Source organism: Acidovorax sp. Root267, from assembly GCF_001429215.1.
GTDB lineage: Bacteria > Pseudomonadota > Gammaproteobacteria > Burkholderiales > Burkholderiaceae_C > Acidovorax > Acidovorax radicis.
Map to the genome: position 1 here is coordinate 155,738 of NZ_LMJC01000032.1, position 24,965 is coordinate 180,702.

General features: G+C 66.5%; 23 protein-coding genes. 8 read left to right on the forward strand and 15 right to left on the reverse strand.

Annotation, left to right across the window (positions count from 1 at the left end):
* Window positions 1–183: 183 nt before the first annotated feature.
* Entirely contained in the window at window positions 184–1,356 is a 1,173-nt protein-coding gene (gene tgt / locus ASE39_RS22825) for a tRNA guanosine(34) transglycosylase Tgt (RefSeq protein WP_010466228.1), read from the reverse strand.
* A gap of 109 nt (window positions 1,357–1,465) precedes the next feature.
* On the opposite strand from tgt, the gene ASE39_RS22830 reads away from it, so the two are divergent.
* Window positions 1,466–1,945, forward strand: coding sequence for a universal stress protein (locus ASE39_RS22830; RefSeq protein ID WP_010466227.1), 480 nt, complete (start codon window positions 1,466–1,468; stop codon window positions 1,943–1,945).
* A 246-nt stretch (window positions 1,946–2,191) separates the two neighbouring features.
* Here ASE39_RS22830 and ASE39_RS22835 read toward each other — a convergent pair whose 3' ends face one another.
* The 4 genes from ASE39_RS22835 to ASE39_RS22850 all read right to left on the reverse strand — a co-directional run bounded on the left by ASE39_RS22835 (window position 2,192) and on the right by ASE39_RS22850 (window position 6,783).
* A complete protein-coding gene (locus tag ASE39_RS22835; RefSeq protein WP_057229863.1) occupies window positions 2,192–2,578 on the reverse strand; it encodes a hypothetical protein in 387 nt (128 codons plus the stop codon).
* A gap of 384 nt (window positions 2,579–2,962) precedes the next feature.
* On the reverse strand, window positions 2,963–4,165 hold the full coding sequence (locus ASE39_RS22840) for a phospholipase A (RefSeq protein ID WP_199864323.1): 1,203 nt from the start codon (window positions 4,163–4,165) through the stop codon (window positions 2,963–2,965).
* Entirely contained in the window at window positions 4,162–4,650 is a 489-nt protein-coding gene (locus tag ASE39_RS22845) for a hypothetical protein (RefSeq protein ID WP_057272632.1), read from the reverse strand. Before ASE39_RS22845 ends, ASE39_RS22840 begins: the two co-directional genes overlap by 4 nt.
* Window positions 4,651–4,692: 42 nt before the next feature.
* Window positions 4,693–6,783: a UvrD-helicase domain-containing protein gene (locus tag ASE39_RS22850; protein WP_057272633.1), complete on the reverse strand. Its 2,091-nt coding sequence runs from the start codon at window positions 6,781–6,783 to the stop codon at window positions 4,693–4,695.
* 323 nt (window positions 6,784–7,106) lie between these two features.
* Here ASE39_RS22850 and ASE39_RS22855 point away from each other — a divergent pair, with 323 nt between their 5' ends.
* Window positions 7,107–8,387, forward strand: a complete 1,281-nt coding sequence (locus tag ASE39_RS22855; RefSeq protein WP_050812567.1) for an ABC transporter substrate-binding protein — start codon at window positions 7,107–7,109, stop codon at window positions 8,385–8,387.
* Between the two features lie 126 nt (window positions 8,388–8,513).
* Window positions 8,514–9,467, forward strand: a complete 954-nt coding sequence (locus ASE39_RS22860) for an AEC family transporter (RefSeq protein WP_057230056.1) — start codon at window positions 8,514–8,516, stop codon at window positions 9,465–9,467.
* 78 nt (window positions 9,468–9,545) lie between these two features.
* Here the strand turns inward: ASE39_RS22860 and ASE39_RS22865 are convergent, their stop codons facing one another.
* A complete protein-coding gene (locus ASE39_RS22865; protein WP_057272634.1) occupies window positions 9,546–10,274 on the reverse strand; it encodes a hypothetical protein in 729 nt (242 codons plus the stop codon).
* 346 nt (window positions 10,275–10,620) lie between these two features.
* On the opposite strand from ASE39_RS22865, the gene ASE39_RS22870 reads away from it, so the two are divergent.
* Both ASE39_RS22870 and ASE39_RS22875 read left to right on the forward strand, forming a co-directional pair.
* Window positions 10,621–11,031 carry a DUF2141 domain-containing protein gene (locus ASE39_RS22870; protein WP_057272684.1) on the forward strand — a complete coding sequence of 137 codons (411 nt, stop codon included), beginning with the start codon at window positions 10,621–10,623 and terminating at the stop codon, window positions 11,029–11,031.
* Between the two features lie 18 nt (window positions 11,032–11,049).
* Entirely contained in the window at window positions 11,050–12,561 is a 1,512-nt protein-coding gene (locus ASE39_RS22875) for a carotenoid oxygenase family protein (RefSeq protein ID WP_057272635.1), read from the forward strand.
* Window positions 12,562–12,618: 57 nt separating this feature from the next.
* On the opposite strand, the gene ASE39_RS22880 is transcribed toward ASE39_RS22875, so the two are convergent.
* The 3 genes from ASE39_RS22880 to ASE39_RS22890 all read right to left on the reverse strand — a co-directional run bounded on the left by ASE39_RS22880 (window position 12,619) and on the right by ASE39_RS22890 (window position 14,345).
* Window positions 12,619–13,446, reverse strand: a complete 828-nt coding sequence (locus ASE39_RS22880) for a hypothetical protein (protein WP_140426863.1) — start codon at window positions 13,444–13,446, stop codon at window positions 12,619–12,621.
* The gene (locus ASE39_RS22885) at window positions 13,447–13,836 is read right to left on the reverse strand and encodes a hypothetical protein (protein WP_057272637.1); all 390 of its coding nucleotides are present in this window, start codon (window positions 13,834–13,836) and stop codon (window positions 13,447–13,449) included.
* Between the two features lie 233 nt (window positions 13,837–14,069).
* Window positions 14,070–14,345, reverse strand: a complete 276-nt coding sequence (locus ASE39_RS22890; protein ID WP_010466213.1) for a hypothetical protein — start codon at window positions 14,343–14,345, stop codon at window positions 14,070–14,072.
* A gap of 157 nt (window positions 14,346–14,502) precedes the next feature.
* On the opposite strand from ASE39_RS22890, the gene ASE39_RS22895 reads away from it, so the two are divergent.
* The gene (locus ASE39_RS22895) at window positions 14,503–15,375 is read left to right on the forward strand and encodes an alpha/beta hydrolase-fold protein (protein WP_057272638.1); all 873 of its coding nucleotides are present in this window, start codon (window positions 14,503–14,505) and stop codon (window positions 15,373–15,375) included.
* A 141-nt stretch (window positions 15,376–15,516) separates the two neighbouring features.
* On the opposite strand, the gene priA is transcribed toward ASE39_RS22895, so the two are convergent.
* From priA to ASE39_RS22910, 3 genes are all read right to left on the reverse strand, one after another.
* Window positions 15,517–17,640: a primosomal protein N' gene (priA, locus tag ASE39_RS22900; RefSeq protein WP_057229842.1), complete on the reverse strand. Its 2,124-nt coding sequence runs from the start codon at window positions 17,638–17,640 to the stop codon at window positions 15,517–15,519.
* Window positions 17,641–18,291: 651 nt separating this feature from the next.
* Window positions 18,292–19,404: a uroporphyrinogen decarboxylase gene (gene hemE / locus ASE39_RS22905; protein ID WP_010466210.1), complete on the reverse strand. Its 1,113-nt coding sequence runs from the start codon at window positions 19,402–19,404 to the stop codon at window positions 18,292–18,294.
* Window positions 19,405–19,473: 69 nt separating this feature from the next.
* Window positions 19,474–20,469 (reverse strand): MBL fold metallo-hydrolase, encoded by a 996-nt coding sequence (locus tag ASE39_RS22910; protein ID WP_057272639.1) that lies wholly within the window; start codon window positions 20,467–20,469, stop codon window positions 19,474–19,476.
* Between the two features lie 82 nt (window positions 20,470–20,551).
* On the opposite strand from ASE39_RS22910, the gene ASE39_RS22915 reads away from it, so the two are divergent.
* Complete coding sequence (locus tag ASE39_RS22915) at window positions 20,552–21,403, forward strand: helix-turn-helix transcriptional regulator (protein ID WP_057272640.1); 852 nt, start codon at window positions 20,552–20,554, stop codon at window positions 21,401–21,403.
* A 42-nt stretch (window positions 21,404–21,445) separates the two neighbouring features.
* Here the strand turns inward: ASE39_RS22915 and ASE39_RS22920 are convergent, their stop codons facing one another.
* On the reverse strand, window positions 21,446–23,026 hold the full coding sequence (locus ASE39_RS22920) for an MFS transporter (protein WP_057272641.1): 1,581 nt from the start codon (window positions 23,024–23,026) through the stop codon (window positions 21,446–21,448).
* A gap of 263 nt (window positions 23,027–23,289) precedes the next feature.
* On the opposite strand from ASE39_RS22920, the gene ASE39_RS22925 reads away from it, so the two are divergent.
* Entirely contained in the window at window positions 23,290–23,883 is a 594-nt protein-coding gene (locus ASE39_RS22925) for a hypothetical protein (protein ID WP_057272642.1), read from the forward strand.
* Window positions 23,884–23,949: 66 nt separating this feature from the next.
* Here ASE39_RS22925 and ASE39_RS22930 read toward each other — a convergent pair whose 3' ends face one another.
* Both ASE39_RS22930 and ASE39_RS22935 read right to left on the reverse strand, forming a co-directional pair.
* Window positions 23,950–24,129, reverse strand: a complete 180-nt coding sequence (locus ASE39_RS22930; protein WP_057272643.1) for a hypothetical protein — start codon at window positions 24,127–24,129, stop codon at window positions 23,950–23,952.
* Window positions 24,130–24,326: 197 nt separating this feature from the next.
* The gene (locus ASE39_RS22935; protein WP_082615552.1) at window positions 24,327–24,878 is read right to left on the reverse strand and encodes a MarR family transcriptional regulator; all 552 of its coding nucleotides are present in this window, start codon (window positions 24,876–24,878) and stop codon (window positions 24,327–24,329) included.
* Window positions 24,879–24,965: the final 87 nt, after the last annotated feature.

Below are 24,965 nucleotides of genomic sequence, written 5' to 3' on the forward strand. Positions count from 1 at the left end.
TGCAGCGGTACCCAGCCCCATTCCTCGAACAGGATCAGCAGGGCCAGCAGCCCGCTGCCCAGGCCGGTCAGTATGCGCGCAGGCCAGCGCAGGAGGTGGTGCAGGAATTTTTGAATGATTTTGGCCTCTGGCGCTTATTTATAAAGCGCTGATAGCTAGCATTTTTATAGCTTTTGACCGTGCTTACACGCCCCGCGCCCGCTCGGCCTTGAAGCGTGCGCGGAACTGCGCGAACTCGCCGGCATCCAGCGACTCGCGCACTTCGCGCATGAGGTTCAGGTAGTAGTGCAGGTTGTGCACGGTGGTGAGCATGGGGCCCAGCATTTCGCCGCAGCGGTCCAGGTGGTGCAGGTAGGCGCGGCTGAAACCCTCGCGCCCGCCGTCGTCCCACGACACGCCCGAGCTGCCCGCGCAGGCGTAGCAGGTGCAGCTGGTGTCCAGGGGCTGGTGGTCGGCCTTGTGGCGCGCGTTGCGGATCTTGAGGTCGCCAAAACGCGTGAACAGGGTGCCGTTGCGCGCGTTGCGGGTGGGCATCACGCAGTCGAACATGTCCACGCCATCGGCCACGCCCTGCACCAGGTCTTCGGGCGTGCCCACGCCCATCAGGTAGCGCGGTTTGTGCGCAGGCAGGCGGTGCGGGGTGTGGGCCATGATGTCCAGCATCTCGTCCTTGGGCTCGCCCACGCTCACGCCGCCCACGGCGTAGCCGGGGAAGTCCATCTCGACCAGGCGCTCGAGCGACTCCTGGCGCAGGTGCTTGAACATGCCGCCCTGCACGATGCCAAAGAGCGCGTTGGGGTTCTGCAGGCGCTGGAACTCGTCACGCGAGCGTTTGGCCCAGCGCAGGCTCATCTCCATGCTCTTGCGCGCTTCGGCCTCGGTCGTCAGGTGGCCTTTGGTCTCGTACGGCGTGCACTCGTCGAGCTGCATCACGATGTCGGAGTTGAGCGTGGTCTGGATCTGCATGCTCACCTCGGGCGACATGAAGAGCTTGTCGCCGTTGACGGGGCTGGCGAACGTCACGCCCTCTTCGGTGATCTTGCGCATCGCGCCCAGGCTCCAGACCTGGAAACCGCCGGAGTCGGTGAGGATGGGCTTGTCCCACTTCTCAAAGCCGTGCAGGCCGCCAAAGCTCTGCATCACGTCGAGGCCCGGGCGCATCCACAGGTGGAAGGTATTGCCCAGGATGATCTGCGCGCCCATGTCGTGCAGGCTGCGCGGCATCACACCCTTGACGGTGCCGTAGGTGCCCACGGGCATGAAGATGGGGGTTTGCACCACGCCATGGTTGAGCGTGAGCGTGCCACGGCGTGCGTGGCTGGTGGGGTCGGTTTTGAGAAGGTCAAACTGCAGCATGATGGGGCGCATTGTCCCAGACGGGCCAGCCTGACCTGGCACAAGGGTATGGGCTGGCGCTGGCGGATGGCGTCGCTACACTGGTCTTCACTGACTCAAGGAGAACACCATGCTCAAGATCCTCATCGCCGTGGACGGCTCCGAACTCGCGCTGGATGGCGTGCACCACGCGCTGGCGCTGGTGGGCCAGGGCCTGAAGGCCAGCGTGGTCCTGGCCAATGTGCAGGAACCCGCCACTCTGTACGAACTGGTGACCACGCGCGACCCCGACCTGATCGCCGCCGCCAGCCTGGAGGCGGGTGACCATCTCATGGCGTCGGCGCGGGCGCTGCTGGATGCCGCCGGGGTCGCTTACGAAACCGATGTGGGCGTGGGCGATGTGGCCCACACGCTGGTGGACATGATCGAGCGCTCGGGCTGCGACATGGTCATCATCGGCGCCAAGGGCCAGGGCGCTATCACCAGCGCACTGCTGGGTTCGGTGTCGCAGGAGGTGGCGCATTCCAGCCCGGTGCCGGTGACCATCGTCAAGCATGCTGAGGTGCTGGAGAGCGCGGACAGCGACGTGGCCGAGGACACGGAGGCCTGAGAGGCTGAGAGTCTTTTATCCGTGCCCGCCTTGCACGCGAAAACGCCCCGGCTCGTCGTTGCAAATGCTCGCCATAGCCCGGGCTATGGCTGTGCTTTGCGCCTAGATCCGAGGCGTTTTCGCGCGCCTTTCGGGCTCGGCTAAAAAACTCTCAGCCTCTGAGCCCTTTCCGGGGCGCTCCCAGAAAAAAGAAAAGGGCCGCTGTGTGCGGCCCTGATCGGGATCTTTGAGGATGCTCGCCTGGTTTCAGGCTGCCTTGCGAAACGGCTCCGCAGGTCGCTGCAGCTTGCCATGGGGCAGGGTGGCCAGGCGCGAGAACATGCGGCGCACGTAGCCACGCACCCACAGACATTTGTTGAGTTCGTCCACGGGCAGCGGGCCCGACACCACCACGATGTCGTTGGCCACGTCCTGCGCTCCGGCGGCGCGCAGGCGGCGGCGCGTGTTGTTGGCCCAGGACTGGATGCGCGTGGGGCTGCCGTGCTGGTGCACCTCGCCCGTGTGTGCGTCGAACGCAATGGCCACGGTATCGGTTTTCAGCTTGAACCTGCGCTCACCCGTCACGGCACTGGGCGCCTCGCGCATGTCGTAGAGGTAGTAGCTGCCTGCCTTGAGCTGGTATTGCATGTCCATGGGTGTGTTCCTCTTTATCGGCATTGTCGAGGGCGCACGGTGCAGGCAATGGCAGGTAAAACGGTGGGAAAGGGGCTCTTTTTGGGAGCCCTTCGCCAAGGGCCATGCTGGTTTCTGTGCGCGTGCCATTGTGGCGGCGCGTCGGCGCCACCGCGCGAAACTTGAGGACGATGTCGTAACGAGTTGTGAGTGGAGTGTTTGGCGCGTCTGGCATTTGGTTGCGCCCGGCCGTTGCGTTGCCCAAGGGGTATGCAACTGGCGCGGCCCACGCCAGAGCAGCCAAGCAAGGGCCGCCCCGCAGCGAGGGCTGCGTCCCCCTGCCCGCGCAGCGCAGCGGAGCGAGAGCGGGGGGGAGGCGCGCAGCGCCTCAGGGGGATGTCTCTGCTAGAAATCCACCAGGCTCAGCCCCACGCTGAACACGGTGCGCTTGCGGTTGTAGTCGATCATGCTGTCGCCATAGCCGCTGAACAGCTGCGTGTGCAGGCGCAGGTTGCTCTTGTTGCCAAAAAGGCCCGTGCCCACGGTCTGCAGCCATTCCAGCCGGACCGAGCCCCGGTCGCTGCTCGACAGCGAGTGGCGCAGCGTGGCGCCCACGGTGTTGTCCTTGTTGACGTTCCAGAATGCCGACAGCTCGCCCCGGCCGATGTAGTCGCTGATGCCGGGGTTGTCGTCGCTGCCCGAGCTCTCGGGCACGCGCTTCCAGATGCGCGCGTTCACGCTCACGCTGTTGCCCAGTTCCATGCCCGTCATGAGGTACGCCCGGTTCCAGCTGCGGGACAGGGGTTTGCTCTGGCCATTGGACTGGTGCACCAGTCCGATGCCGCTGTAGCGCCACTTCCAGCCAAACGGCAGTTGGGCCGTGGTGGGGTAGACATACATGACCTCGGGCTCATGGTCGGTGGCGCGGAAGGGGCGCGAGATCTGGGGTGTGAACAGCTGCCAGTACGACTGCTGCGAGTAACCGAACCACACCGAATCCTTGAGTGTGGGGTGGCCCTGCGTGAGCAGGCCTTGCGCGACCTTGGTGCGCACCGACAGCTGGATGCGGTTCTCGGTGCGTCGGTAGGGCGTGGACTCGGTGGCCGAATGGTCGGCCGCATCCGATGTGGGCTGGCGGTTCACGTTGCTCGACGCCACCACCGACACGGTGATGGGCCGGTAGCCCCGGAAGCTGAAGGTGCCGCAGTCGCTGCCCGACTCCAGTTCCCAGAAGCGCGAGAGGTCGCTGTACTGCGGGTCGCGGCAGCCTTCGGTGCGGGCCACATCGATGACGCGGGTGGCGGGCAGGGTGGTGTCCACCGGCGGTGGTACGGCCGTCGAGGCCGTGGCGCCGGGGGCGTTCCAGCCTTGCTGGTCGGTGGCCCACTGGTCAAAGCAGGCCAGACGCGCCTGGTTGTCGTTGGACAGCGCGGCGCAGCGGCGCCAGGCGCCGTCGGCGCCCGTAGCGGGGGCTGCCGCTGCCGCGCCACTGGCGGGCGTGGACTGCGCCAGCGCGGCGCCCGCAGGTGCCAGCGCGGCGGCCACCAGCAGGGCCAGCGTGTGGTGCCGGGGCCTGCCGCTGCGCTGTGGTGCTGGCGCGGTGGTCATTGCCAGCCCGCCTGCTTGCGCAGCACGAAGGGAGCCGAGGGTGCCGAGGGGGTGGGGTTGGCGTTGTTCCATGTTCCGCGTATTTCCTTGCCGCAACTTCCATCGACCACCTGGCCTGTCCAGGTGGCACTGATGTTCGTGCCGTTGATCGATTCTTCCAGGGTCAGGTCGCCGCCATCGGCGTCTCCGCTGATCTGCGCCGTGGCGCCATTTCTTTGCACGGTGCCACGCACGCTCTGTGCCAGCTCGGGGTGCGGACCCAGTTGCAATGTGGCGGTGGCGCCAGTGGCATCCGGGGCTACGCCCTGCAGCTCGGCCAGCCAGCGCCCTTGCAGGTGCTGGTGGTCCAGCTCTGCCGTGGACGGGCATGCTGCCGTGGATTGTGGTTCATTTTGGCTGCTAGCGCTTGTAGGATAAGCGCTGATAGCTATCAAAATTAAAGCAACCCCCATCAGGGGCGTGGGCCGGTGGGTGCGGGGCTCCATGGGTGGGGTGCGTTGTGGTGGGTGCCGTGGCTGCAGGGGCGCTCATTCCGGGGTGGCTGCTGCCGCCGCGTTGGCGGCCGTGGTGGCCTGGGCCTTGGCGGCAAATTCGGCGCGCAGGGCCTTGAGCTTTTCGCGCGGGTCTTCGCGGGCGGTGGTCTTGTCCAGGCCCATCTCGGCGATGAAACGGCTGGGCTGCGCGGCCACCATCTCGCGGCCCTTCTTGCGCCGCTTGGTCCAGCTCACCGCCAGGGTGCGTTGCGCACGGGTGATGCCCACGTACATCAGGCGGCGCTCTTCCTGCAGGCGCTGCAGCGTGTCGTCGCTCACCTTCTGTTGCCGGCCCTCGTCGTCGTCGAGCTTGAAGGGCAACATGCCTTCGGTCACGCCCACCAGCACCACGTGGGGCCACTCCAGCCCCTTGCTGGCATGCAGGGTCGACAGCGTGACCATGTCCTGCTCTTTTTCGCGCTCGGAAATGGTGGACAGCAGTGCGATGGTCTGCGAGACCTCCAGCAGGCTCTTGGTTTCCTTGGCCACCACGGCGCCTGCGGTGTCGTCGATCTGGCCGCCCGCGCGCTGGGCCATCCAGTCGCAGAACTCCATCACGTTGCTCCAGCGGGCAGCGGCCACCTTTTCGCTGTCTTCGTTGTCGTACAGGTGCTGCTCGTAGCCGATTTCCTTGAGCCATTCGTTCAGGAACGTGCGGGCTTCTTCCGCGCCGTGCGTGCGGCGCGCGCTGTACTCCAGGTAGTTGATGTAGCGGCCGAACTCGTGCAGCCCGTCCATCGCGCGCTTGGGGACTGCGGCTGGCAGCATGCCGTTGAACAACGCGCCAAACATGCTCTGCTTGTGCTGCGTGGCAAACGCGCCCAGCGATGCCAGCGTGGTGTGGCCGATGCCGCGTTTGGGCGTGGTGATGGCGCGCAGAAACGCCGGGTCATCGTCGTTGTTGATCCACAGCCGGAACCAGGCGCACAGGTCCTTGATTTCGGCACGGTCAAAAAAGCTGGTGCCGCCCGACACCTTGTAGGGGATGTTCGCCTTGCGCAGCGCCTTCTCGAACGGCTTGGCCTGGTGGTTGGCCCGGTACAGGATGGCAAAGCCTTTCCAGTCCGGTGGCGGGTTGCTGGCGGCCCGCAGGCTCTGGATGCGGGCCACGGCGCGTTCGGCCTCGTGCTCTTCGCTGTCGGCGTCCACCACACGCACCGGCTCGCCTTCGCCCAGCTCGCTGAACAGGGTCTTGGGAAACAGCTTGGGGTTGGGCCCGATCACGTTGTTGGCCGCACGCAGGATGGCGCTGGTGGAGCGGTAGTTCTGCTCCAGCTTGATGACCTTGAGCTGCGGGAAGTCGATCGGCAGCTTCTTGAGGTTATCCAGCGTGGCACCGCGCCAGCCGTAGATGGACTGGTCGTCGTCGCCCACGGCGGTGAAGTGGCCCCGCTCGCCCACCAGCAGTTTCAGCAGTTCGTACTGCGTGGCGTTGGTGTCCTGGTACTCATCGACCAGCACATGGCTGAGCAGAGCCTGCCACTTGGCGCGCACTTCGGGGAAGTCGCGCAGCAGGCGCAGCGGCATGCCGATCAGGTCGTCAAAGTCCACGCTCTGGTAGGCCGCAAGGCGCTCTTCGTAGCGTGCCATCAGCGTGGCGATGATGCGCTCGTTGTCGTCCGCCGCCTGGGCCAGCGCCTGCTCGGAGGTCAGGCCCATGTTCTTCCACTTGCTGATGACCCACTGCCACTGGCGCGCCGTGGCCATGTCGGTGGTGCCCCCCGAGGCTTCCTTCAGGATGCCGGTCACATCGTCGGCATCCAGGATGCTGAACTGGGGCTTCAGGCCCAGCACCACGCCATCCTCACGCACCATGCGCACCCCCAGGGCGTGGAAGGTACACACCAGCACATCCTTGGCGCGCCGGCCGATCAGGCCCTTGGCGCGCTCGCGCATCTCGGCGGCTGCCTTGTTGGTGAAGGTGATGGCGGCAATGCGCTGGGGGTCCATCCCCTTCTCGATCATGTGGGCGATCTTTTGGGTGATCACCCGCGTCTTGCCCGAGCCCGCGCCGGCCAGCACCAGGCAGGCACCGTCGGTGTAGTGGACAGCCTGAAGCTGGGCGAGATTGAGACCGGCAGACATGGGAAGGAAGGGGGCTGAGCCGTGGAAGGCAGGAAAAGGAAGGCGGGGTGGGCGGCGTGGGCCCCTGGGCGGGTGGCGGCGGGACCAGATCGTGCCGCGCAAGGGCGCAATGATACCGGCGCAGTCCGGCAGCCTGCGTGCGCCCGGGTATGGCAACCCACGCAAGGTGGGCGGCTGACGCACCCCTGACAGGAAGCCGCCTCCGGCACCCGCCGGGCCATGCGCTCCGGGAAACCCCGCTAGGGGCTTTGTTTTCACAATTTGATACTGGCTGGCCAGTACATCCCTCAACGGGATGGGTGTGTTGTGAACCGAGCCCCACCATGAACTCCTCTGCCTTGACTTCCACCGTTCAGACCGCCGCACCGGGCATCCCAGGCCCGCGCCGCCCCCGGTGGCACCACAACGCCTGGAGCGCCGTGGTGGCCGCCAGCGTGCTGGCCTGCACAGCCCTGCTGCCCGCGCAGGCCCAGATCGGCAGCACGGCGCCCGTGCGCATTGGGGTGGTGGGGCCGTTCACGGGGCCCTCGGCCGACTTTGGCGTGCCCATGCTCAATGGCATCAAGCTGGCCGTGGATGAGATCAACGCCGTGGGCGGCTACCTGGGGCGACCGCTGGAGCTGGTGATCAAGGACGATACGGCCAATCCGGACCAGGGCCGCAAGGTGTCGCAGGAACTGATCAGCGAGAAGGTGGTCGCCACCATCGGTTTTTGCAACACCGGCGTTGCGCTCAAGGCCATCGACCTGTTCCAGGAGGCCAAGAGCCCGCTCATCGTGCCGTGCTCCACGGGCACGGCGGTCACCGCCAAATATCCCGCTGCAGACAGCTACATCTTCCGCGTGCAGGGACGTGACGCGATCCAGGCCCCTTTCATGGTGGAAGACATCGTCAAGCGCGGCTGGGACAAGGTGGCCATCTTTGCCGACAAGACCGGCTACGGCGAAGGTGGCTTCAACGATGTGGTGGCTGCCCTGGCGGCCAAGAACCTCAAGCCCGTGCACGTGGCGCGCTTCGACCTGGGTGTGAAGGACCTCACGGCCGAACTCACGGCCGCCCGAGCCGCCGGGGCCAATGTGATCCTCAGCTACACCGTGGGCCCGGAAAACGCGGTGATCGCCAATGGCAAGAAGGCGCTGGGCTGGAAGGTGTCCCAGGTGGGGCCATGGACGCTGTCGTTCCCGTTCTTCCTGGAGGGTGCCAAGGACGCCGCCGAGGGCGCACTCATGGTGCAGACCTTCATTGCCGAACCCAGCAACGAACGCCGCGCATCGTTCCTGTCGAGCTACACCCGCAAGTACCACGGCAAGGTGGCCGTGCCCATGGCGGCCGCCAATGCCTACGACGCCACTTACCTGCTGATGTATTCCTTCCTGGGCGTGCGGGACGGCAACCTCAACGGCAAGGCCGTCAAGGAGTCGCTGGAAGGCAAGATGAAGACCTACTACGGCGTGGTATCCACCTACGACAAGCCGTTCAGCGTGCAGGACAAGGACGCCATCACGCGCAACATGCTGGTGATCGGCATGGTCAAGAACGGCGCCATCACCTTTGCCTACCCCGAAGACGCCAAGCGCAACCTCATCATCCAGCGCAAGCAGTAAGGCACCCACGGCCGTGGCCGTGGTGGTTGGGGGATCACCGTTCGCGAACCCTCCCCCCTGACGTTGCGCTGACCACCGCCCGGGGCTGGGGGTCCTGGCGCAGTGCGCAGCACGGACAATAGCGCCGTGCTGTCCGTCCTCCTCATCACCTTCCCCTTCTTTGCCCTCGTGCTCTGCGGCTACCTGGCCGCACGGCGTGGGGTGCTGCCCCAGCCCGCCATCCCGGGGCTCAATGCCTTCGTGCTGTACTTCGCGCTGCCCTGCATGCTGTACCGCTTTGGCGCCAGCACGCCCATCGCGCAGCTGCTGGACCCGGCCGTGGCGGGCGTGTATGTGCTGTGCGCGCTGGTGATGGTGGGCGCCACGGTGGCGCTCACGCGCAGTGCGCGCATCGGCTGGAACGATGCGGCGTTTGGTGCGCTGGTGGCCGCCTTTCCGAACACCGGCTTCATGGGCGTGCCGCTGCTGGTGGCGCTGCTGGGCGCGCAGAGCGCAGGCCCGGCCATCGTGACCATCGTGGTGGACATGGTCGTCACCAGCTCGCTGTGCATTGCGCTGTCGCGCCTGGATGGCGCGGGCACCCATGGCGTGGGCGTGGCGCTGCGCAGTGCCTTCCGGGGCATGGCCACCAACCCCATGCCCTGGTCGATCGCGCTGGGCGCACTGGCATCGGCCCTGCACTTCCAGCTGCCCGGCCCGGTGGACAAGACCATTGCCATGCTGGCCGACGCGGCCTCGCCCGTGGCGCTGTTCACCATCGGCGCGGTGCTGGCGCGCTCGCAGATGAACCAGCACGAACAGGTGCCCGCGCGCGATTACGTGCCGGTGGCCCTGGCCAAGCTGCTGGTGCACCCGCTGCTGGTATGGGGCGTGGGCATGGCCGCCATGATGCTGGGCGTGCCGCTCACGCCGTTTGCGCTGACGGTGCTGGTGCTGCTGGCGGCCTTGCCCAGCGCGAGCAACGTCTCGCTGCTGGCCGAGAAGTTCGGTGCCAACAACGGGCGTGTGGCGCGGATCATTCTGGTGTCCACCGCGCTGGCGTTTCTGAGCTTTTCGGCGGCGGTGGCGTTGCTGACCTGATTGCTATATTTTGATAGCTTGTAGCGCTTTCCCATAAAGCGCTGGCGGCCAAAAACACTTGAAATTTTGTGCCGCCCTCTACCTGGGGCGCATTCCCTGGCCGCGCCGCAGCCAGGCACCGGTCGCCAGCAGCCCCAGGCAAAGCACCACCAGCGCCCAGGGCGAGTTGACGGGGATGTTGCTGGATGCCACCTCCTCCAGAACCAGGTCGTCGTGGTAGCCCGCTGCGTCGAAGGTGAAGAAGCTGCCGGTTTTGAGCGCAATGGTCACCTGGCTGGAGGCTGCGGTGAAGGTGGCGCCAAAAGGCTCCCACTCGAACTGGAAGACCCCGTTGAGCGCCAGGTTCGACACGTCGCGCCGGGCGATCAGCGTGTCCAGCGGGCCGGGCGCGGCATCGATGGTGGCGGCCCCCACGGCGCCGTCGTAGGCCACGACTTCCCACCAGGTGGCGTTGCCGCCCGCATTGCCCGTCACACCCCCCGACCAGGCGCCGCGCAGCCGGTACACCCGCCCGGGGGTGACCGCCACGGTCTGGAACAGGCCCCCGTGCGCGTTGCCCCCACCACTGCCTTTTTTCTGCGCGTGGGACGTTCCGGCGCCACCGAACGGGCACTGGGTGGGCACCCAGATGTCGCAGTCGTTGCTGTGTATCCAGGTGCCGTTCCAGAAGCCCGGCGGCGCCGTCCAGGTGCTCCAGCCGGTGAGGCCGGATTCGAAGTTGCCGTTGGTGAGCAGGTTCTGGGCACGCACGGCGGTTCCGCCCGCCAGGAAGACCAGCAAGATCAGGGCACGAACAATGGCTGTCATTGGTAAGGCTTTCTGAAAATGGAAGAAGCACGGGCGGGGCGTACATCCGGTGCCGGTCCACCGGACCCGCGCAGCACAGGCATGCCCCGAGGCGATGCCGTGTGAGGCCGCAGTATCTGGGGCGAGCCCACGGCATGCAAGTTTTATCGGGCACGGGGGCGCCGCAAGGTGGGGGATTGCGCGGGGCCGCCCTTGCCAGGCCCGCGTGCCTCGCGCCTGCGGGTTGCAGATCACACCGTGTTTTCTGCACTTCGTCGCAAACGCCTCGCAGGGCCTGGGCGGGCTGGGCACAGTGCGGGTCGATCCGGGCGTGGTCCCGGCTTGTACCCCCACAGAAAGCCCTTTCATGAAAAAACGGATTCTTTTCCTGGCCGCGTTGACCGCCCTGGTTGCCCACGCCGCCGACCTGCGCATTGAAGTCACCGTGCCTGCGCAACAACAAGGCACCGTGCTGGCAGCCCTTTTTGACCAGAGCGAGGGCTTTCCGCGCGGCAAGCCGCTGCAGACCGCCGCCGCCCCGCTGGGCGATGGCAAGGCCGTGGTGCAGTTTGTAGGGGTGCCCGCAGGCGACTACGCCGTCTCGGCGTTTCTGGACGAGAACGGCAACATGAAGCTGGACACCAACCTGTTCGGCCTGCCGACCGAGTTGTATGGCTTCAGCCGCAATGCACGCAGCCCGGTGGGCCCGCCCACGTTTGCCGACGCAGCCTTCCGCGTGGGCGCGGATGCGGACCCCCAGGCCATCGAACTCAAGTAAGCCGACAAGGAGCCCGCGATGACCCACCCCCATCCACCGCGCCGCGCCGTTCTGGCGGCCCTGGGCGCCAGCCTGCTGCCCGCCCTGGGCCACGGCGCCGATGCGCCCCACGCCTGGCGCAGCAGCTACACCCCCTACAACGGGCCCTTGAAGGCGCCGCTGGTCAGCGGCCCGCTGCCCGTGCGGGGGCGCTGGCCAGCCGCATTGCAGGGCACGCTGTACCGCATCGGCCCCGCACGGCGCGAACTCGGCGGCGTGGCCATGAACCACTGGTTCGATGGCGACGGCATGCTGCAGGCGTTTCGTTTTGAGGGAGGTCAGGCTTCAACGCAAACACCGCCCCGCATATCCCACCGGGGCGCCCTGCTGGCCACCCCCAAGCTCACGGCGGAAGAGGCCGCTGGCCGGCTGCTGTACTCGGGCTTTGCCACCACGCTGCCCGGTTCGCCGCCGCTCAGCGGGCCCGACGCCGTCAACCCCGCCAACATCAACCTGCTGGCCCTGCCCGCGCGCAAGGAGCTTTTTGCGCTGTGGGAAGTCGGCTCCGCGCTGGCGGTGGACCCGGTCACGCTGCAGGCCCAGGGGTTCAAGGCCTGGTCGCCGCAGACCCAGGGCGCGCCATTTTCGGCGCACCCGCGCGTGGCGCCGGATGGCTCGGTATGGAATTTCGGCTACATGCCGGGCTCCGGGAAACTGCTGGTGTACGACATTGCACCGACAGGCCAGCTGCGCCGCCAGCATGTCCTGACCACGGAGCAGGCCGACATGGTGCATGACTTCGCCATCACAGAACGGCACCTCGTGTTCCTGCTGATGCCGCTGCAATTCAACGGTCACCCCGGCGCAGGGAGCCCGCTGTCCCACTACCAATGGAACGACAAGGCGCCGCTGGTGGTGCTGCTGGTGGGCAAGGCGGACTTCAAGGTCCAGCGCTTCGAGTTGCCCGCCACAGGCCTGTTCCACCTGGCCAACGCCTGGGAAGAGGGCGGCACGGTGCAGGTACGGTTTGTGGCGCAGCCCGACATCCTGAACGCACTGCACCACCTGAATGTGGATGGCGCGCGCAGCACCCCGGCTGCGGCCGCCACCCGGTGGGCACACATCACGCTCACCCCGTCCACGGGCCAGGCACGGCTGGAAACCCCGGGGCTTGCCCACGTGGAGTTCCCGCGTATCCACCCGGCACGCAACGGCCTGCCCACGCGCTTCACCACCCTGATGGCGCGCAGCCCGGGCATGGATGCCCAAGTGCAGGGCTTTGACACGGTGCTCACGCTGCAGGGCGACAAGACACCGCAGCGCCATCGGTACGGCGCGGGCTGGATCGCAGAGGAGCATGTCTACATACCCGCCAGCCCTACCGCCACCGAGGGCCGGGGCTGGGTGCTGGGCACCGCCTACCACTGGCCCAGCGAGCGCACCACGCTGTCGGTGTTCGACGCGCAGGCGGTGAATGCAGGGCCACTGGCCAGCGTCACGCTGCCCTATGGCCTGCCGCTGGGCCTGCACGGCCAGTTTGTTCGGGCCTGAGGCCGCCCCGGTCCTTGGCGGCGGGTCGCCAAGGACCGGGCGCGCGCGCAGTGCGTGTCAGCACACTGCGCGGGCGGATGCTTCCAGTGCGCCCAGGGCATGCGCCAGCACAAACGCGCCGCCCAACAAAATGGCGCCCTCCAGATGGATCTGCAGCCCGAAGCCCGGCCTGTGGATGCGCGTGACCATGGTGTGGATCATCTTGCACATCCATGCCAGGGGGGTTGCCAGCATGCCCAGGTGCGCCCACATCTTCCAGCCGTACAACGCGGAGCCTATGTGGGTCGCCATGTTGCATTTGATGACGGCGCCGGTGCGTGGCCAGTCGCTGTAGTCGAACAGGAGGGACAAAAAAACGACGCCGGCAATGGGCACCATCACAAAGAGCCAGAAAACCACCCATTTGCCGTCGTGGGGGTTCCAGCTCGGTCCTGCCTCGGAACCTGCCGTGCTGCGGTCACCGGGATGTTCATGCGCCTGCTTCGTGTGCGAGCCTTCCGACCGCACCACCTCGTCGGCCACGTCGGCGGCCGTGTCCAGCCAGTGGCGCCACTCGCGCACGCGGGGTTGTCGGCCCAGCGCTGCGACATAAACGCGTTGATCGTCCACACACGCCTGTTGCACGGACGTGATGCGGTGGGGCGGCAAATACCAGTCCTTGGATTTGCGCGGCAGCCGCATCACGAAGACGGTGGTGGTATCGGTCCCGCTTTCGGCGGTCAGGCCCGTGGCCCGGTGTTCAAGCTCGATGACCATCCAGTCGTAGCCCCGGTGCTGGCCCTTCACGATCCACTGCGGCCGCAGCCCTGACAGGTTCAATCTTTCCCACAGCGGAGCGGAAAAACTGTCGAGCAATCCGGGGGGTGGAGCTTCCTTGACGGCCATTTACAAGTCCTCCAGGTCGGCGTCGTCCTGCGCTGCGCGCCCGGCCTGGAACCCCACGACGAAGGCGACGATGGCACAGCCGAGCAGGTTCCACGGGCTGGGGATGCCATACACGGCGAAGCCCACCCCGACCACGCCCAACAGGATGGCCATGCGCAACAGGGCCTGGCCTTCGCCCAGCTTGATGCCAAAACCCAGGATCACGTTGAACAGTACCAACATCAGAGGCCAGCCGATGAGGCAGCCGAACATCAGCAGGAAGGCCGCCATGCCTTTGGCCTGGGAGAACCACGATCCCCAGATCCAGTTGGTCGCCAGTGTTGCCACGGTGATGGTGATGGTGGCCCACAGGGGCTGCAGTTTGTGCAGGTCGTTCAGTTCTTTGTACATGGAAATCTGGCGTGGGAGGGGACGGTCACGTCCCGGACATCAAGGGGCCGTGTGTGCTGCAACGGGACAACGGGAGGTAGCTTTACGGAGTTGTCCGGGAGCGTGGGCTCTTTTTGTGGACAAGGCTGCCCGCCACTACCTGCGGTAGCGTGGCGCGGTACGCGGAGACGCCGAACGCGTGAAGCACGGGCCAGGTGCGATATGGAGCATGCGACCTTGCGCGCCTGCGGCCCTCAGGGCGGGGGCTTTCGGCCCACCAGATAGCTCACCCCGGCGGGCCCATAGAACTCTGAATGCGGTTCCTGGGCCTGCAGGTGAAAGACCTCGCCCATGCCATACACGCGTTCCGCCCGTGCCGTCACGATGCGGATCTCGCCGGACAGGATCAGCGCCTTGGCCTCGAACGGATGGGTGTGGTCGTCCAGCATGCCGCCCGCATCGCGTGTGACGGTGACGGGGTGCTCGAAGCCTTCACGGGCCAGGGTCTGGGCAAATTCCTCGGAGGTCATGGGCGTGCTCCTGTGTGGGCGGCGGCGCAGTGCCCGGGAGGACCTTCCCCCAGGCCTGTCGCCGGCGAAACGCTCGCGGCGGCCTGGCCGCGCACACAATGCTATCGCCTGTGCCACTGCAGCATGGGCGTATCCATCCATTCATGAGGAGACATCCATGCGTTTTGCGAAGCCTTGTTTTCGGAGCTGGCTGGCAGCGGCCGTTGTTCTGTCCGCCGCCGCCACCGCGCACGCCGGCCAGGTGTTTGCCGACCAGGCGCCTTCGACGGCTTTGGGCCGCGACGTGAAGTTCACGGTGTATGTGCCCGACGGTTACCAGCCCGGCGGCACGGTGAACTATCCCGTGGTCTACCTGCTGCATGGCGCGGGTGGCGATGAGAACGAGTGGCGCACCAAGGGAGGTGCGGTCGAGACCCTGGACGGGCTCATCAAGCGAGGGCTGATCCGCCCGTCGGTGGTGGTCATGCCCACGGCGGGCCCGGCGTCGTGGTGGGCCGATGGTGCGGCAGAGAAGGCGGGCACGGCCATCATGAAAGACCTGCTGCCCTACGTCGAGTCGCGCTACCGCGTGCACAAGGAGCGCAGCGGCCGGGCCATCGGTGGCCTGTCCATGGGGGGCTATGGCGCGTTGAACCTGTCGCTGCGCAACCCCACACAGTTCTGCGCTGCGGCGGTGATCAGCCCTGCCATCTATGACCCGCTGCCGCCGGACACCTCGGCGGCACGGCGCACCCCGCAGTTCGTGCGCGACGGGCAGTTTGACCCCGACACCTGGAAGTCGCTGAACTACGCGGCCGCGCTCGATGCCTACAAGGCGGGCACGCCGCGTGTCCCGATGTGGATTGTGTCGGGCGACCACGACTACCTGGGCATCGCCCCCATGTCGGCCACCCTGTACTGGCGGCTGTACCAGATCCAGCCCAAGCTGGTGGAGCTGCGCGTCATCGACGGCGACCACGAATGGCTGGTGTTCCGCGACGCGTTGCCCGACGCCCTGCAGTACGTGGACCGGCAGTGCCGCCAGGGGTGACCACCTGGCTGTCGCGCACCCTGGCCCGGAATCTGCCGGAGGTCAGGATGCGCTGGGGTGCGAATGATTTTGCTATTAATTAAATAGCTGTTTGCGCATATCCATCAAGCGCCAGGGCCGTAAAACGCTTGGATTTTCAGCCTAGATCGCCAGGGGGTCCACGTCCACCAGCCACCGGATCAAGCCCTTGTGCTCGGGCTGGCTGCGCGTGGTTTGCAGCATGGGCTGCCATGCGGCCAGAAAGCGCTGCAGTGCGGTGCGGCTGCTGCTTTCCATGAGCATCTGGGCGCGTTCGACATTGGCCACGCGCTGGATGGTCAGGGGCACGGGCGGGAACAGCGTCACCACGTCCAGCCCCGGCAGCCCGGCGGCTTGTGCGGCGGCCGTGGCGGCGGTCAGAAACCCTTGTGCCACGTCCTGCGTGCGGGCGTCGGCGCGCACCAGGGCCTGGTAGGAGAAGGGTGGCATGGCGGCCTCTTCGCGCTCCTTGAGCTGCTGGGCGGCAAAGGCCTCGTAGTCGTGCGTGCGCAGCGCCTCGAACACGGCGTGTTTGGGGTGAAAACTCTGCACCCACATCTCGCACGGTGTGCCCTGCGCGGCCATGTAGGCGGCGTCGCGCCCGGCGCGGCCGGCGGCCTGCATGAGCAGCGCAAACAGCCGCTCCGACGCGCGAAAGTCGCTGCTGAACAGGGCGCCGTCGGGCTGCACGGCCGCCACCAGCGTGATGCGGCGAAAGTCGTGGCCCTTGGCGATCATCTGCGTGCCCACCAGCACATCCACCTCGCCGGCGTGCACCTGCGCCAGCTGGGCCTCCAGCGCGCCCTTGGCCTTGGTGGTGTCGGCGTCGATGCGGGCGATGCGCGCGGGCGTGCGGTCGGGCCGCAGCACTTCGGACAGCAGGGCCGAGAGTTGTTCCTCCAACTGCTCGGTGCCCCGGCCCATGGGGTGGATGTCGGGGCTGCCGCAGGTGGGGCAGTGGCGCGGTACCCGCAGCGTGTAGCCGCAGTGGTGGCAGCGCAGGGTGCGGTCGGTCTTGTGGAAGACCTGGTGCGCGCTGCAATGGGGGCAGTCGCTTTTCCAGCCGCAGTCCACGCAGTGCAGCACGGGGGCATAGCCCCGGCGGTTGAGCAAAATCATGCTTTGCTCGCCGCGCGCCACACGTTCGGTGATGGCCTGCAGCAGCGGCGCGCTGAACACTGCGCGCCGGGGCTGCTGGTTCATGTCCACCCGCCGCACCCGGGCCAGGGCGCCCGCGCCAATCCGGCTGGGCATGTGCAGGCGCACGTAGCGCCCGCCCTCGGGGTCTTCGGGTGTAGGCGGCCGGCTGGCGTGCCAGCTCTCGAGCGACGGTGTGGCAGAGCCTAGCAGCACCTTGGCGCCTTGCTCGCGCCCGCGCCAGATGGCCAGGTCGCGCGCTGAGTAGCGGGCACCCTCCTGCTGCTTGTAGCTGGGGTCGTGCTCCTCATCGACCACGATCAGCTTGAGCCCCGGCAGGCTGGCAAACACCGCCATGCGCGTGCCCAGCACGATGCGCGCGTTGCCGCTGTGGGCGGCCAGCCAGCTTTTGAGGCGCTGCGGGTTGGTCATGCCGCTGTGCAGCGACACCACGGCGCCCGCGCCAAAACGCGGGGCGAAGCGGCCCACGAAGCGTTCCTCGAGCTGGGGCGTGAGGTTGATCTCGGGCACCATCACCAGCGCCTGGGCCGTGGGATCGGCCTCCAGCATCTCCTGCACGCAGCGCAGGTAGACCTCGGTCTTGCCGCTGCCGGTGCTGCCAAACAGCAGAAAGGGACCTTTTTCTGCAGAAATTCGGGACCTGGCGCTTTCCTGTTCTGCGGTGAGTGCTATGTTTTGAATAGCATCTGCGGTCTCCCCAGCCGCCTTGCCGGGGCGGCGAAGGCGGCGCGCCAGTTGCTCGGGCCGCAGGTCGCGCAGCTGCGGAGGCAGGGCGGCCATGGCGATTTCGCCCAGGGCGCGCTGGTAGTAGCGCGCCGCAAACGCCACCAGGCGGCGCCAGGGCAGATCCAGCGGGGCCACGCCGTCGAGCACGCCGGCAACCGCGCGCAGCGTGGCGCCATCGGGCAGTTCGCCCGTGGCTTCGTCGGCATCCCACACCACACCCAGCACCTCGCGCGTGCCCAGAGGTACGCGCACCAGCGTACCGGGCGCGAGCGGGCGCTCACTGGCGTAGCTCAGCAGGTCGCCCACGCCGCTGTGCGACGGGGTGTGCAGGGCAACCTGAACGAGGGTGGAGGGGGCGGGCACGGCGAAGGGCGGGTTACAGCGGCTTGTGGAGGTCGCGCGGAGGTTTGGAGGCTAAGTGCTTGATTTGACAAGATCGGGGGAGTAATCCCGACTTTCTGTGGATAACTTTGTTGACATCCTGCCCGGACACCCTGCCAACCCGCATGAATGCTGGCTGCGAACAGATTGCCCGGAAATGCGGCACGCCCAAAAAATCCTTATGAATCAATCATCTGAAGAAATTTTGCTGCAAATTCTGTGCTATGGCTCCGGTCTGGCTTTATGTTGCGCCGCATCACGTTTTGTGTGCATAAGTCGGACATCGGTGGCCCGTCAAGGGGGTGGGAGGCCCCAAATTTGTGCTAGCGGCTTGCCTGCGTGTTGAGGGTTTGGTGCGAAACAGGCTGCAAGTGCTTGATTTGACTGGGAATTTGTAAGAAATCCAGAATTTCTGTGGATAACTTTGTTGATATCCCTTGGGTTTGCAGCGCAAGCCCTTGAAAAACCGTGCTTTCGGTGGATTGCCTGTCAAAAAAGCACGGGATTAAATTCCTTATGAATCAATGGCTTATGAGATTGGAATTGTTTTTTTACAAACCAGGGCGCCGCTGGGCGACAGCCCCGCGCACGCTCCATTTTTGTGCATAAGTACGCCGTGCTAACGCCGGGCGCTCAACCCTGGCGCTGCGCGCGCGAGTAGCCGTGCACCGCTTCCACCAGCGCCGCCACATGCTCGGGCGGAGTGAACTGGCTGATGCCGTGGCCCAGGTTGAAGATGTGCGTGGGGCCGGTGGTACTGCGGTCGGTATGTGGCCGGCCAAAGCTGTCCAGCACGTGGCGCACCTGGGTGGCGATCTGCGCGGGCGGAGCGAACAGCACGTTCGGGTCGATGTTGCCCTGCAGCGCCTTGCCGGGGCCGCCGGCCTGGCCGCCCACGATGGCGCGGGCCTTGCCCAGGTTGGCGGTCCAGTCCAGGCCGAGCACCTCGCAGTCGATGTCCTTCATGTCTTCCAGCCAGATGCCGCCGCCCTTGGTGAAGACGATGCGCGGCACGTCGGTGCCGTCCACGCCGGTGCGCTTCAATTGCGCGAGCACCCGCTTGGTGTAGGCCAGGCTGAACTCCTGGAAAGCGCCGTCGGCCAGCACGCCGCCCCAGCTGTCGAAAATCATCACGGCCTGGGCGCCCGCGTCGATCTGGGCATTGAGGTAGGCGGCCACGCTGTCGGCGTTGATGGCCAGAATGCGGTGCATCAGGTCGGGGCGCGCATACATCAGGCTCTTGACCAGGCGGTAGTCGTCCGATCCCTTGCCTTCGACCATGTAGCAGGCCAGCGTCCAGGGGCTGCCCGAGAAGCCGATCAGTGGCACCCGGCCATTCAGGGCCTTGCGGATGCTGGTGACGGCGTCGAACACATAGCGCAGCTTGTCCATGTCGGGCACGGCCAGCTGTTCAACCGCGGCTTCGTCCCGCACCTGCTTGGCAAAACGCGGGCCCTCGCCCTCGGCAAACGTCAGGCCCAGGCCCATGGCGTCGGGCACGGTGAGGATGTCGCTGAACAGGATGGCCGCGTCGAGCGGGAAACGCTCCAGCGGCTGCAAGGTCACTTCGGTGGCGTAGTCCACATTGGTGGCCAGGCCCATGAAGCTGCCGGCCTGGGCGCGCGTGGCCTTGTATTCCGGCAGGTAGCGGCCCGCCTGGCGCATCAGCCACAAGGGCGTGTAGTCGGTGGCCTGGCGGCGGCAGGCGCGCAGGAAGGTGTCGTTGGAGAGGGGGGCAAAGCTCATGGCCTGAATTGTCGCAGGGTGCGCAGTGCGCCCCGCAGGCCCGGCCTGCCCCGGGTGCTTGCCATCACGTCACGGCGCGAGTTTCTGCTGCACCAGCTCGTAGACGCTGTAGCCCACCAGGTCGGGCATCGCATGGCTGGGGAAGGCCTTGGCCATTTCCGCCTGGATGGCCTGATGGTGCGCGCCCTGGCGCGCGGGATCGCTCAGCTCGCTGGCGCGGCTGCCCAGGCGCTGGAGGTAGCCCGTCACCACCGCGTCGGCCTTGTCGAGATAGGCCGTCTGCTCGGCCACCGCCTGTGCCACGGGCACGAACACGCCCCGCCCGCCGTAGACCTTGCCGGTGCCCAGGCGGGGCAGTTCGGCCAGGCCGGCCTTCCAGCCCTCCAGTGTGGGCAGGGGCTTACCGTTCACGATGCCGCCTTCGAGCCAGGCGTGGGTGTGCGTGTGCACCAGGTCGCCCACGGCAAGGTCGCCGGTCTGGTCAAAGCGCACCACGGTCTGGTTGCTGGAGATGCCTGGCTGGGGCAGCTCGAACAGCGTGATGGTTTCGCCCGACTTGAGCGTGATGCGGTGCTGGCCGGAATACGTGGTCTTGATGGCCTCTGCGCGCGGGTACGTTGCGTCCGTGAACGCCTTGGCGATCTTCACCCAGAAGTGGCGTTTGTACGCGTCCGTGTCCGGCACGGCGGCGGCGGTCTTGGCGGAGGCAATGCTCTCGATGCCCTGTGCGTGGAACACCGAGAGGCCGTTGAATTTGTCGGGGTTGGGGTGCGTCACGACCACACGGGTCACCGGGGACTTGGTCTGGCCGCGGATGGACGCGAGCAGGGCCTCGGCATGGGCGGGGGTGAACTGGGCATCGACCACCGTCACCTCCTGGCCGTCGTCGTACCAGACGGAGTGGGTGTTGAAACCGGCGGCATCGGAGGTGAACACTTGCACGGCGCCCGCCCAGGACGTGATGCTGGCGAACGTGAGGGCGATGGCAGTCAGCGTGCGCAGAGCGCGAGGGCGGCGCTGGGAGCGGAAGGGGCTGAAAAAACGGGTGGAATAGGGGGCAGTCATGGTGTGGGCTCTGTGAAGTGGAAATGAGCCTCTAAGGTAAATTTGCGAGGCGTGGCCGTCTCGGCGCACCACGACAAAAAATATGCCCAAACAGACAAACGCAACGAACGCTGCCCAGACGCCTGCGCCGGGCCGCCGCAGGCCGCGCACTGCGGTGCTGGCCCCGCCGGTGCTCGACAACCCGGTCGATGCCGATACCGCCGGGCGCGCAGTCTGTGCGGTTTCTGACCGCTACCCGCCGTTTGACGGCCACTGGCACGCCCACCAGAGCGCCCAGTTTGTCTATGCCTGCGAGGGCATGCTGACCACCCACACGCAGCGCGGTACCTGGATCGTGCCGCCCCACCGCGCGGTGTGGCTCCCGCCCGGCATGGTGCACAAGGTGGCCGCCGATCGCCCGGTGTGGCTGCGCACGCTGTACGTCAAACCCGGCGCGGCCGACACCCCGTCGGAGCCAGGCGTCGTCACGGTCGATCCGTTGCTCGACGCCCTGCTGGCCGAGGCCGCGAGTTTTGGCATCGACTACCCGCTGGGCGGGCGAGAGGAGCGCCTGATCGCCGTCATCCTGGACCGCCTGCCGAACCTGGAAACCGTGCCGTCGTACCTGCCCACTCCGGCCGACCCGCGCCTGCTGCGCCTCACCACCGCGCTGCAGGCGCAGCCCGCCGATGCACGCACGCTCGATGAACTGGCCGCCGCCTGCGGCATGACTGCCCGCACCGCCGCGCGCCTGTTTGCCAAGGAGACGGGGCTGACCTTTGCCCAGTGGCGCCAGCAGTTGCGCCTGCTCAAGGGCATGCAATGGCTCAGCCAGGGCCGCAGCGTGACCGAGGTGGCGCTCGAAGTCGGTTATCTGGATGTGTCGGGCTTCATCACCGTGTTCAAGCAGGCGTTTGGGGAAACGCCGGCGCGGTACTTTCGGCGCGGAGGTTGAGCAGGGCTTGCTCCGCAGGGTGGCTGGTCGGGTACGAACGAACTACCGCTCTGCGATGTAGTGCGACATGCGCACCACCTCGCCGGGCGCGAGGAATGTCCGCACCTCGGTCTCCAGCGCCTGGTCGGCCATGGTGGCGCGGGCGCGCTGGTGCAAATAGTCGGCCCAGGACTCGACGATGAAACGCTCCACATAGCGTGAAGGCTCGCCCAGGTCCTTGTACACCCGCCAGAAGGTCGCGCCATCGCGCCGGCGCGGGGCCTTCATGCGGCTGATGGTGTCAAGAAACTCGGTGTCGGTGCCGGGCGCAATGCGGTAGCCCACCTCCACGGCCACGGGCCCGGCCTCCGGCAGGGGCTCGGCCTCGATGAAGAGTTCATCCCAGGGCGTGGCCTGCGTTACCTCGTGCAGAGCCCCCATGCGCAGCGGCATCGGCCGCGCCAGCAGCAAGCCTGCGCCCATGAGCGCAGCGGCCACATACAGCGTGGGTGCCAGGCCCACGATGTCGGACGCCGCCCCCCAGAAGGCCGATCCCATCGCAAATGCGCCCAACGCTGCCACCATGTGCATGGCCACCGCGCGGGAGCGCACCCACTGCGGTGCGCTGGCTTGCGTGGCGGTGTTGAAGGTGGACATCGCCGACATCCAGGCCGCGCCCGCAAACAGCATGCCGATGTAAACCACCCATGCTATCTTGGTCAGTGCCGCCACCAGCATGGCCGCTGCAAACACCACGCCGCCCACGCCCACGATGGCTTCCATGCCAAAACGCGCGCGCAGCCGCCCCAGCACCAGGCCCACAGCCACGGCGCCGGTGCCGAGGCACCCCATCAGCAGGCCAAAGCCCGGCGCGCCGGTGCCCAGGCGCTGGGCAATGACGGGGAGCAGGGCCCACAGGGCCGAGCCCGCGGCGCTGAATGCCATCACCCGCACCAGTTGCGCCAGGATGATGCGCGAGTGCCATGCAAACCGCAGGCCGCTCAACGTGCCGCCCCACAGGCGCTCGGCGGGCAGCTTGGACGGCGGGTGGGCCTTGGGCGGCCAGCGGCGGATGGACTCCCACATCACCAAGGTGGTGGTTACCGTGACGGCGAACACCCAGCCCGCGCCCAATTGGGCAAACACCAGCCCGGCCAGCGTAGGTCCGATGGCGCGCGCTGCGTTGTACGCAATGCTGACCGCAGTGATGGCCTGCGGCCACTCGTCGCGCGGCACCGGGTCGATGACCGAAGAGTTCCACGCCGGCGTGAGCACCGCCGTGCAGCAGCCGCAGATGAACACCAGGAACAGCACTGATGCCGGGCCACCCCAGCCCCCCAGGACCAGCAGTGTCAACAGTGCGCAGGCCCCCACCTGCGCCAGCAGCGCCCCCGAGATCAGGCGCCGCCGGTCCGTCGTGTCGGCCAACACACCCGCCGGCAGTGCCAGCAGGAACATCGGCATGAACACCGCCGTCTGCACCAGCGCCGCCAGGAACGACGAGCCCGTGAGCTCCACCATCAGCCAGGCAGCTGCCATGGTCTGCATGCCGCTGCCGATGAAGAACACGCCACCGCAGACCCACAGGCCCCGGAATGCTGGTTGGCGCAAGGGGCTCCACAAAGAGGTTGGGGGCGATGACATGTAGGGGGGGTGTAGGCAAGCGGATGAAGATTGAGAAGGACCGGCCAACTGCGCAGGTCGCCGTCACTGGCGCCGCACCATTGTGCGTGCGCCCGGGGCGTTGTGCTGAAAGGAGGCTTCTACAGCCTCCCTGTGGCGGCTGTCATCCCCAAAATGAGGGATAGACGGGTGCCAGCCTACTGTTACGATGGATACACGCTGTAACAGTATGTTTGCTGTCCACGGCGGCCACATAGCAACTTTATTGGTGAGAGGAGAGGGAAATGGACATGAAAAAATGCGTGATGTCGATGGGCATCTTGCTGGCAGCGGGGCTGGCCCATGCGGACTTGCAAAACATCAGTTCGGGTACCGTGCACTCCGCGTCTGACCTCCAAGGCGTGGCCTGTACCGTCGTTGGGACGGCCGGCCCGTTCTACCGAGGTAGAAAGATTCTGTATGTACTCGCCGAGTCGGTGGGCAACGGTCGCGACACCAACCTCCAACTCCGCTCGCTCAAATACGACCTGGTGCTGCAAAACGACGATTGGCAAAAACCCTGGTACGTCAACGGCGTGGCGCAGGACCCCGTGCCCCTCATCCTGTACACCGAATTCCTGCGCACGCCCAACCGAACCACCGATGCCGGTGTGATCTATTTTGCCGACCCGGGCGAGGCCCTGTGCGTGTTCACCAACGAGCGTACCAACGACGGCAATCTGTACCAGGTGCAGATCTCCATCACAGACCGCACCGCCGCCATCACCGCCGCAGGCATCAAGTCGGCGCAAACCGGCGAGTTGCTCGACCCCACCGGCGCTGTGCGGGCCGAGCTCGACCAGTTCATGCTGCAGCAGCAGTCCAGCACTGGCAAGTAAGCAGGCAAGCAGGCGCTCGCCCAAGAACGTTTGGGCGGCTGGCACTTTCTGCATCTGCGCAGTGCGCTACTGATTCAGTAGCGTCCCGCTTTCTCCCGCCTGCAGCAGCCGCGTGAGCAGAGGGTGCATCAGCTTGCGGGCGCTGTAGATCAGGTGGAACTGCTCCTGCATGTCGGGTGTGGTGCCCACCTGCACCAGCTCCAGCATCTTGGCAAGGTGCTCGCCCAGTGATACCGGCGCGGGCATTGCGCCATGCCGGAATCAGCTCGGCGCAAAAAGGTTCTGCCATTGACCCGAATGGAATGCCGCGATCTGGTTTGAATCAGATCATGGTTATTCATTCCAATGCGCAGCAATAAAAGTGTGCGGTTGCACGGTACGGTGCCAGGTAAACAAGATGGGTCACCGCCGCAGCCTTCCGCGTCCATCGCCTCCCGGGCCATTCAAGGGTGCTGCCGCCCACCCCGCAACCGGTAGGTGCGCGGCACATCGGTGCGGCTGGCTACCAGCGCTTCCGCCCGCTTTTGCATATCTGCCAGTGCGTGGTCCAGCGCTTGCACAGCCCCCTCGTCCAGTCCCGCCAGCAGATCCTGGTTGAGCGCCTTCACTTGTGGGAACAGGGCATCGTGCAGCGCTTGCCCTGCCTGGGTGAGTGAGAGCACGGCCTGGCGCCGGTCGCCCGGCATCGCATCGCGGGTGAGCAGCTTCTTGGCCAAGAGTGACGTGATGGCGCGTGACGTGCGCGCCCGGTCCAGTCCCAGGCGCTGCGCCAACTCGGCCGGGGGCATGCCGGGGTGCTGCGCCAGCATCATGAGCAACCCCCACTCGCGCCGCGTGATGCCATAACCCCCTTCGCACAGCCGCACTACCAGGCTGCCTGCCACTGCCAGCAGGCGGTTCAGGCGGTACATCAGCAGGTCATTGGCGGCCGCGGGGTGGGTCAGTCGGTGGCCCATTTCGGCGGGGTCGCAGGGTGCCGGGGCAGGCGCAGGCATCAGGGTATTTCCGGGCAAGAATTGATTAGATCAATTGATTGTGTGGGCAATACAGTGCGCCCATCAACCTGCGCAGCCGCGCAGAGC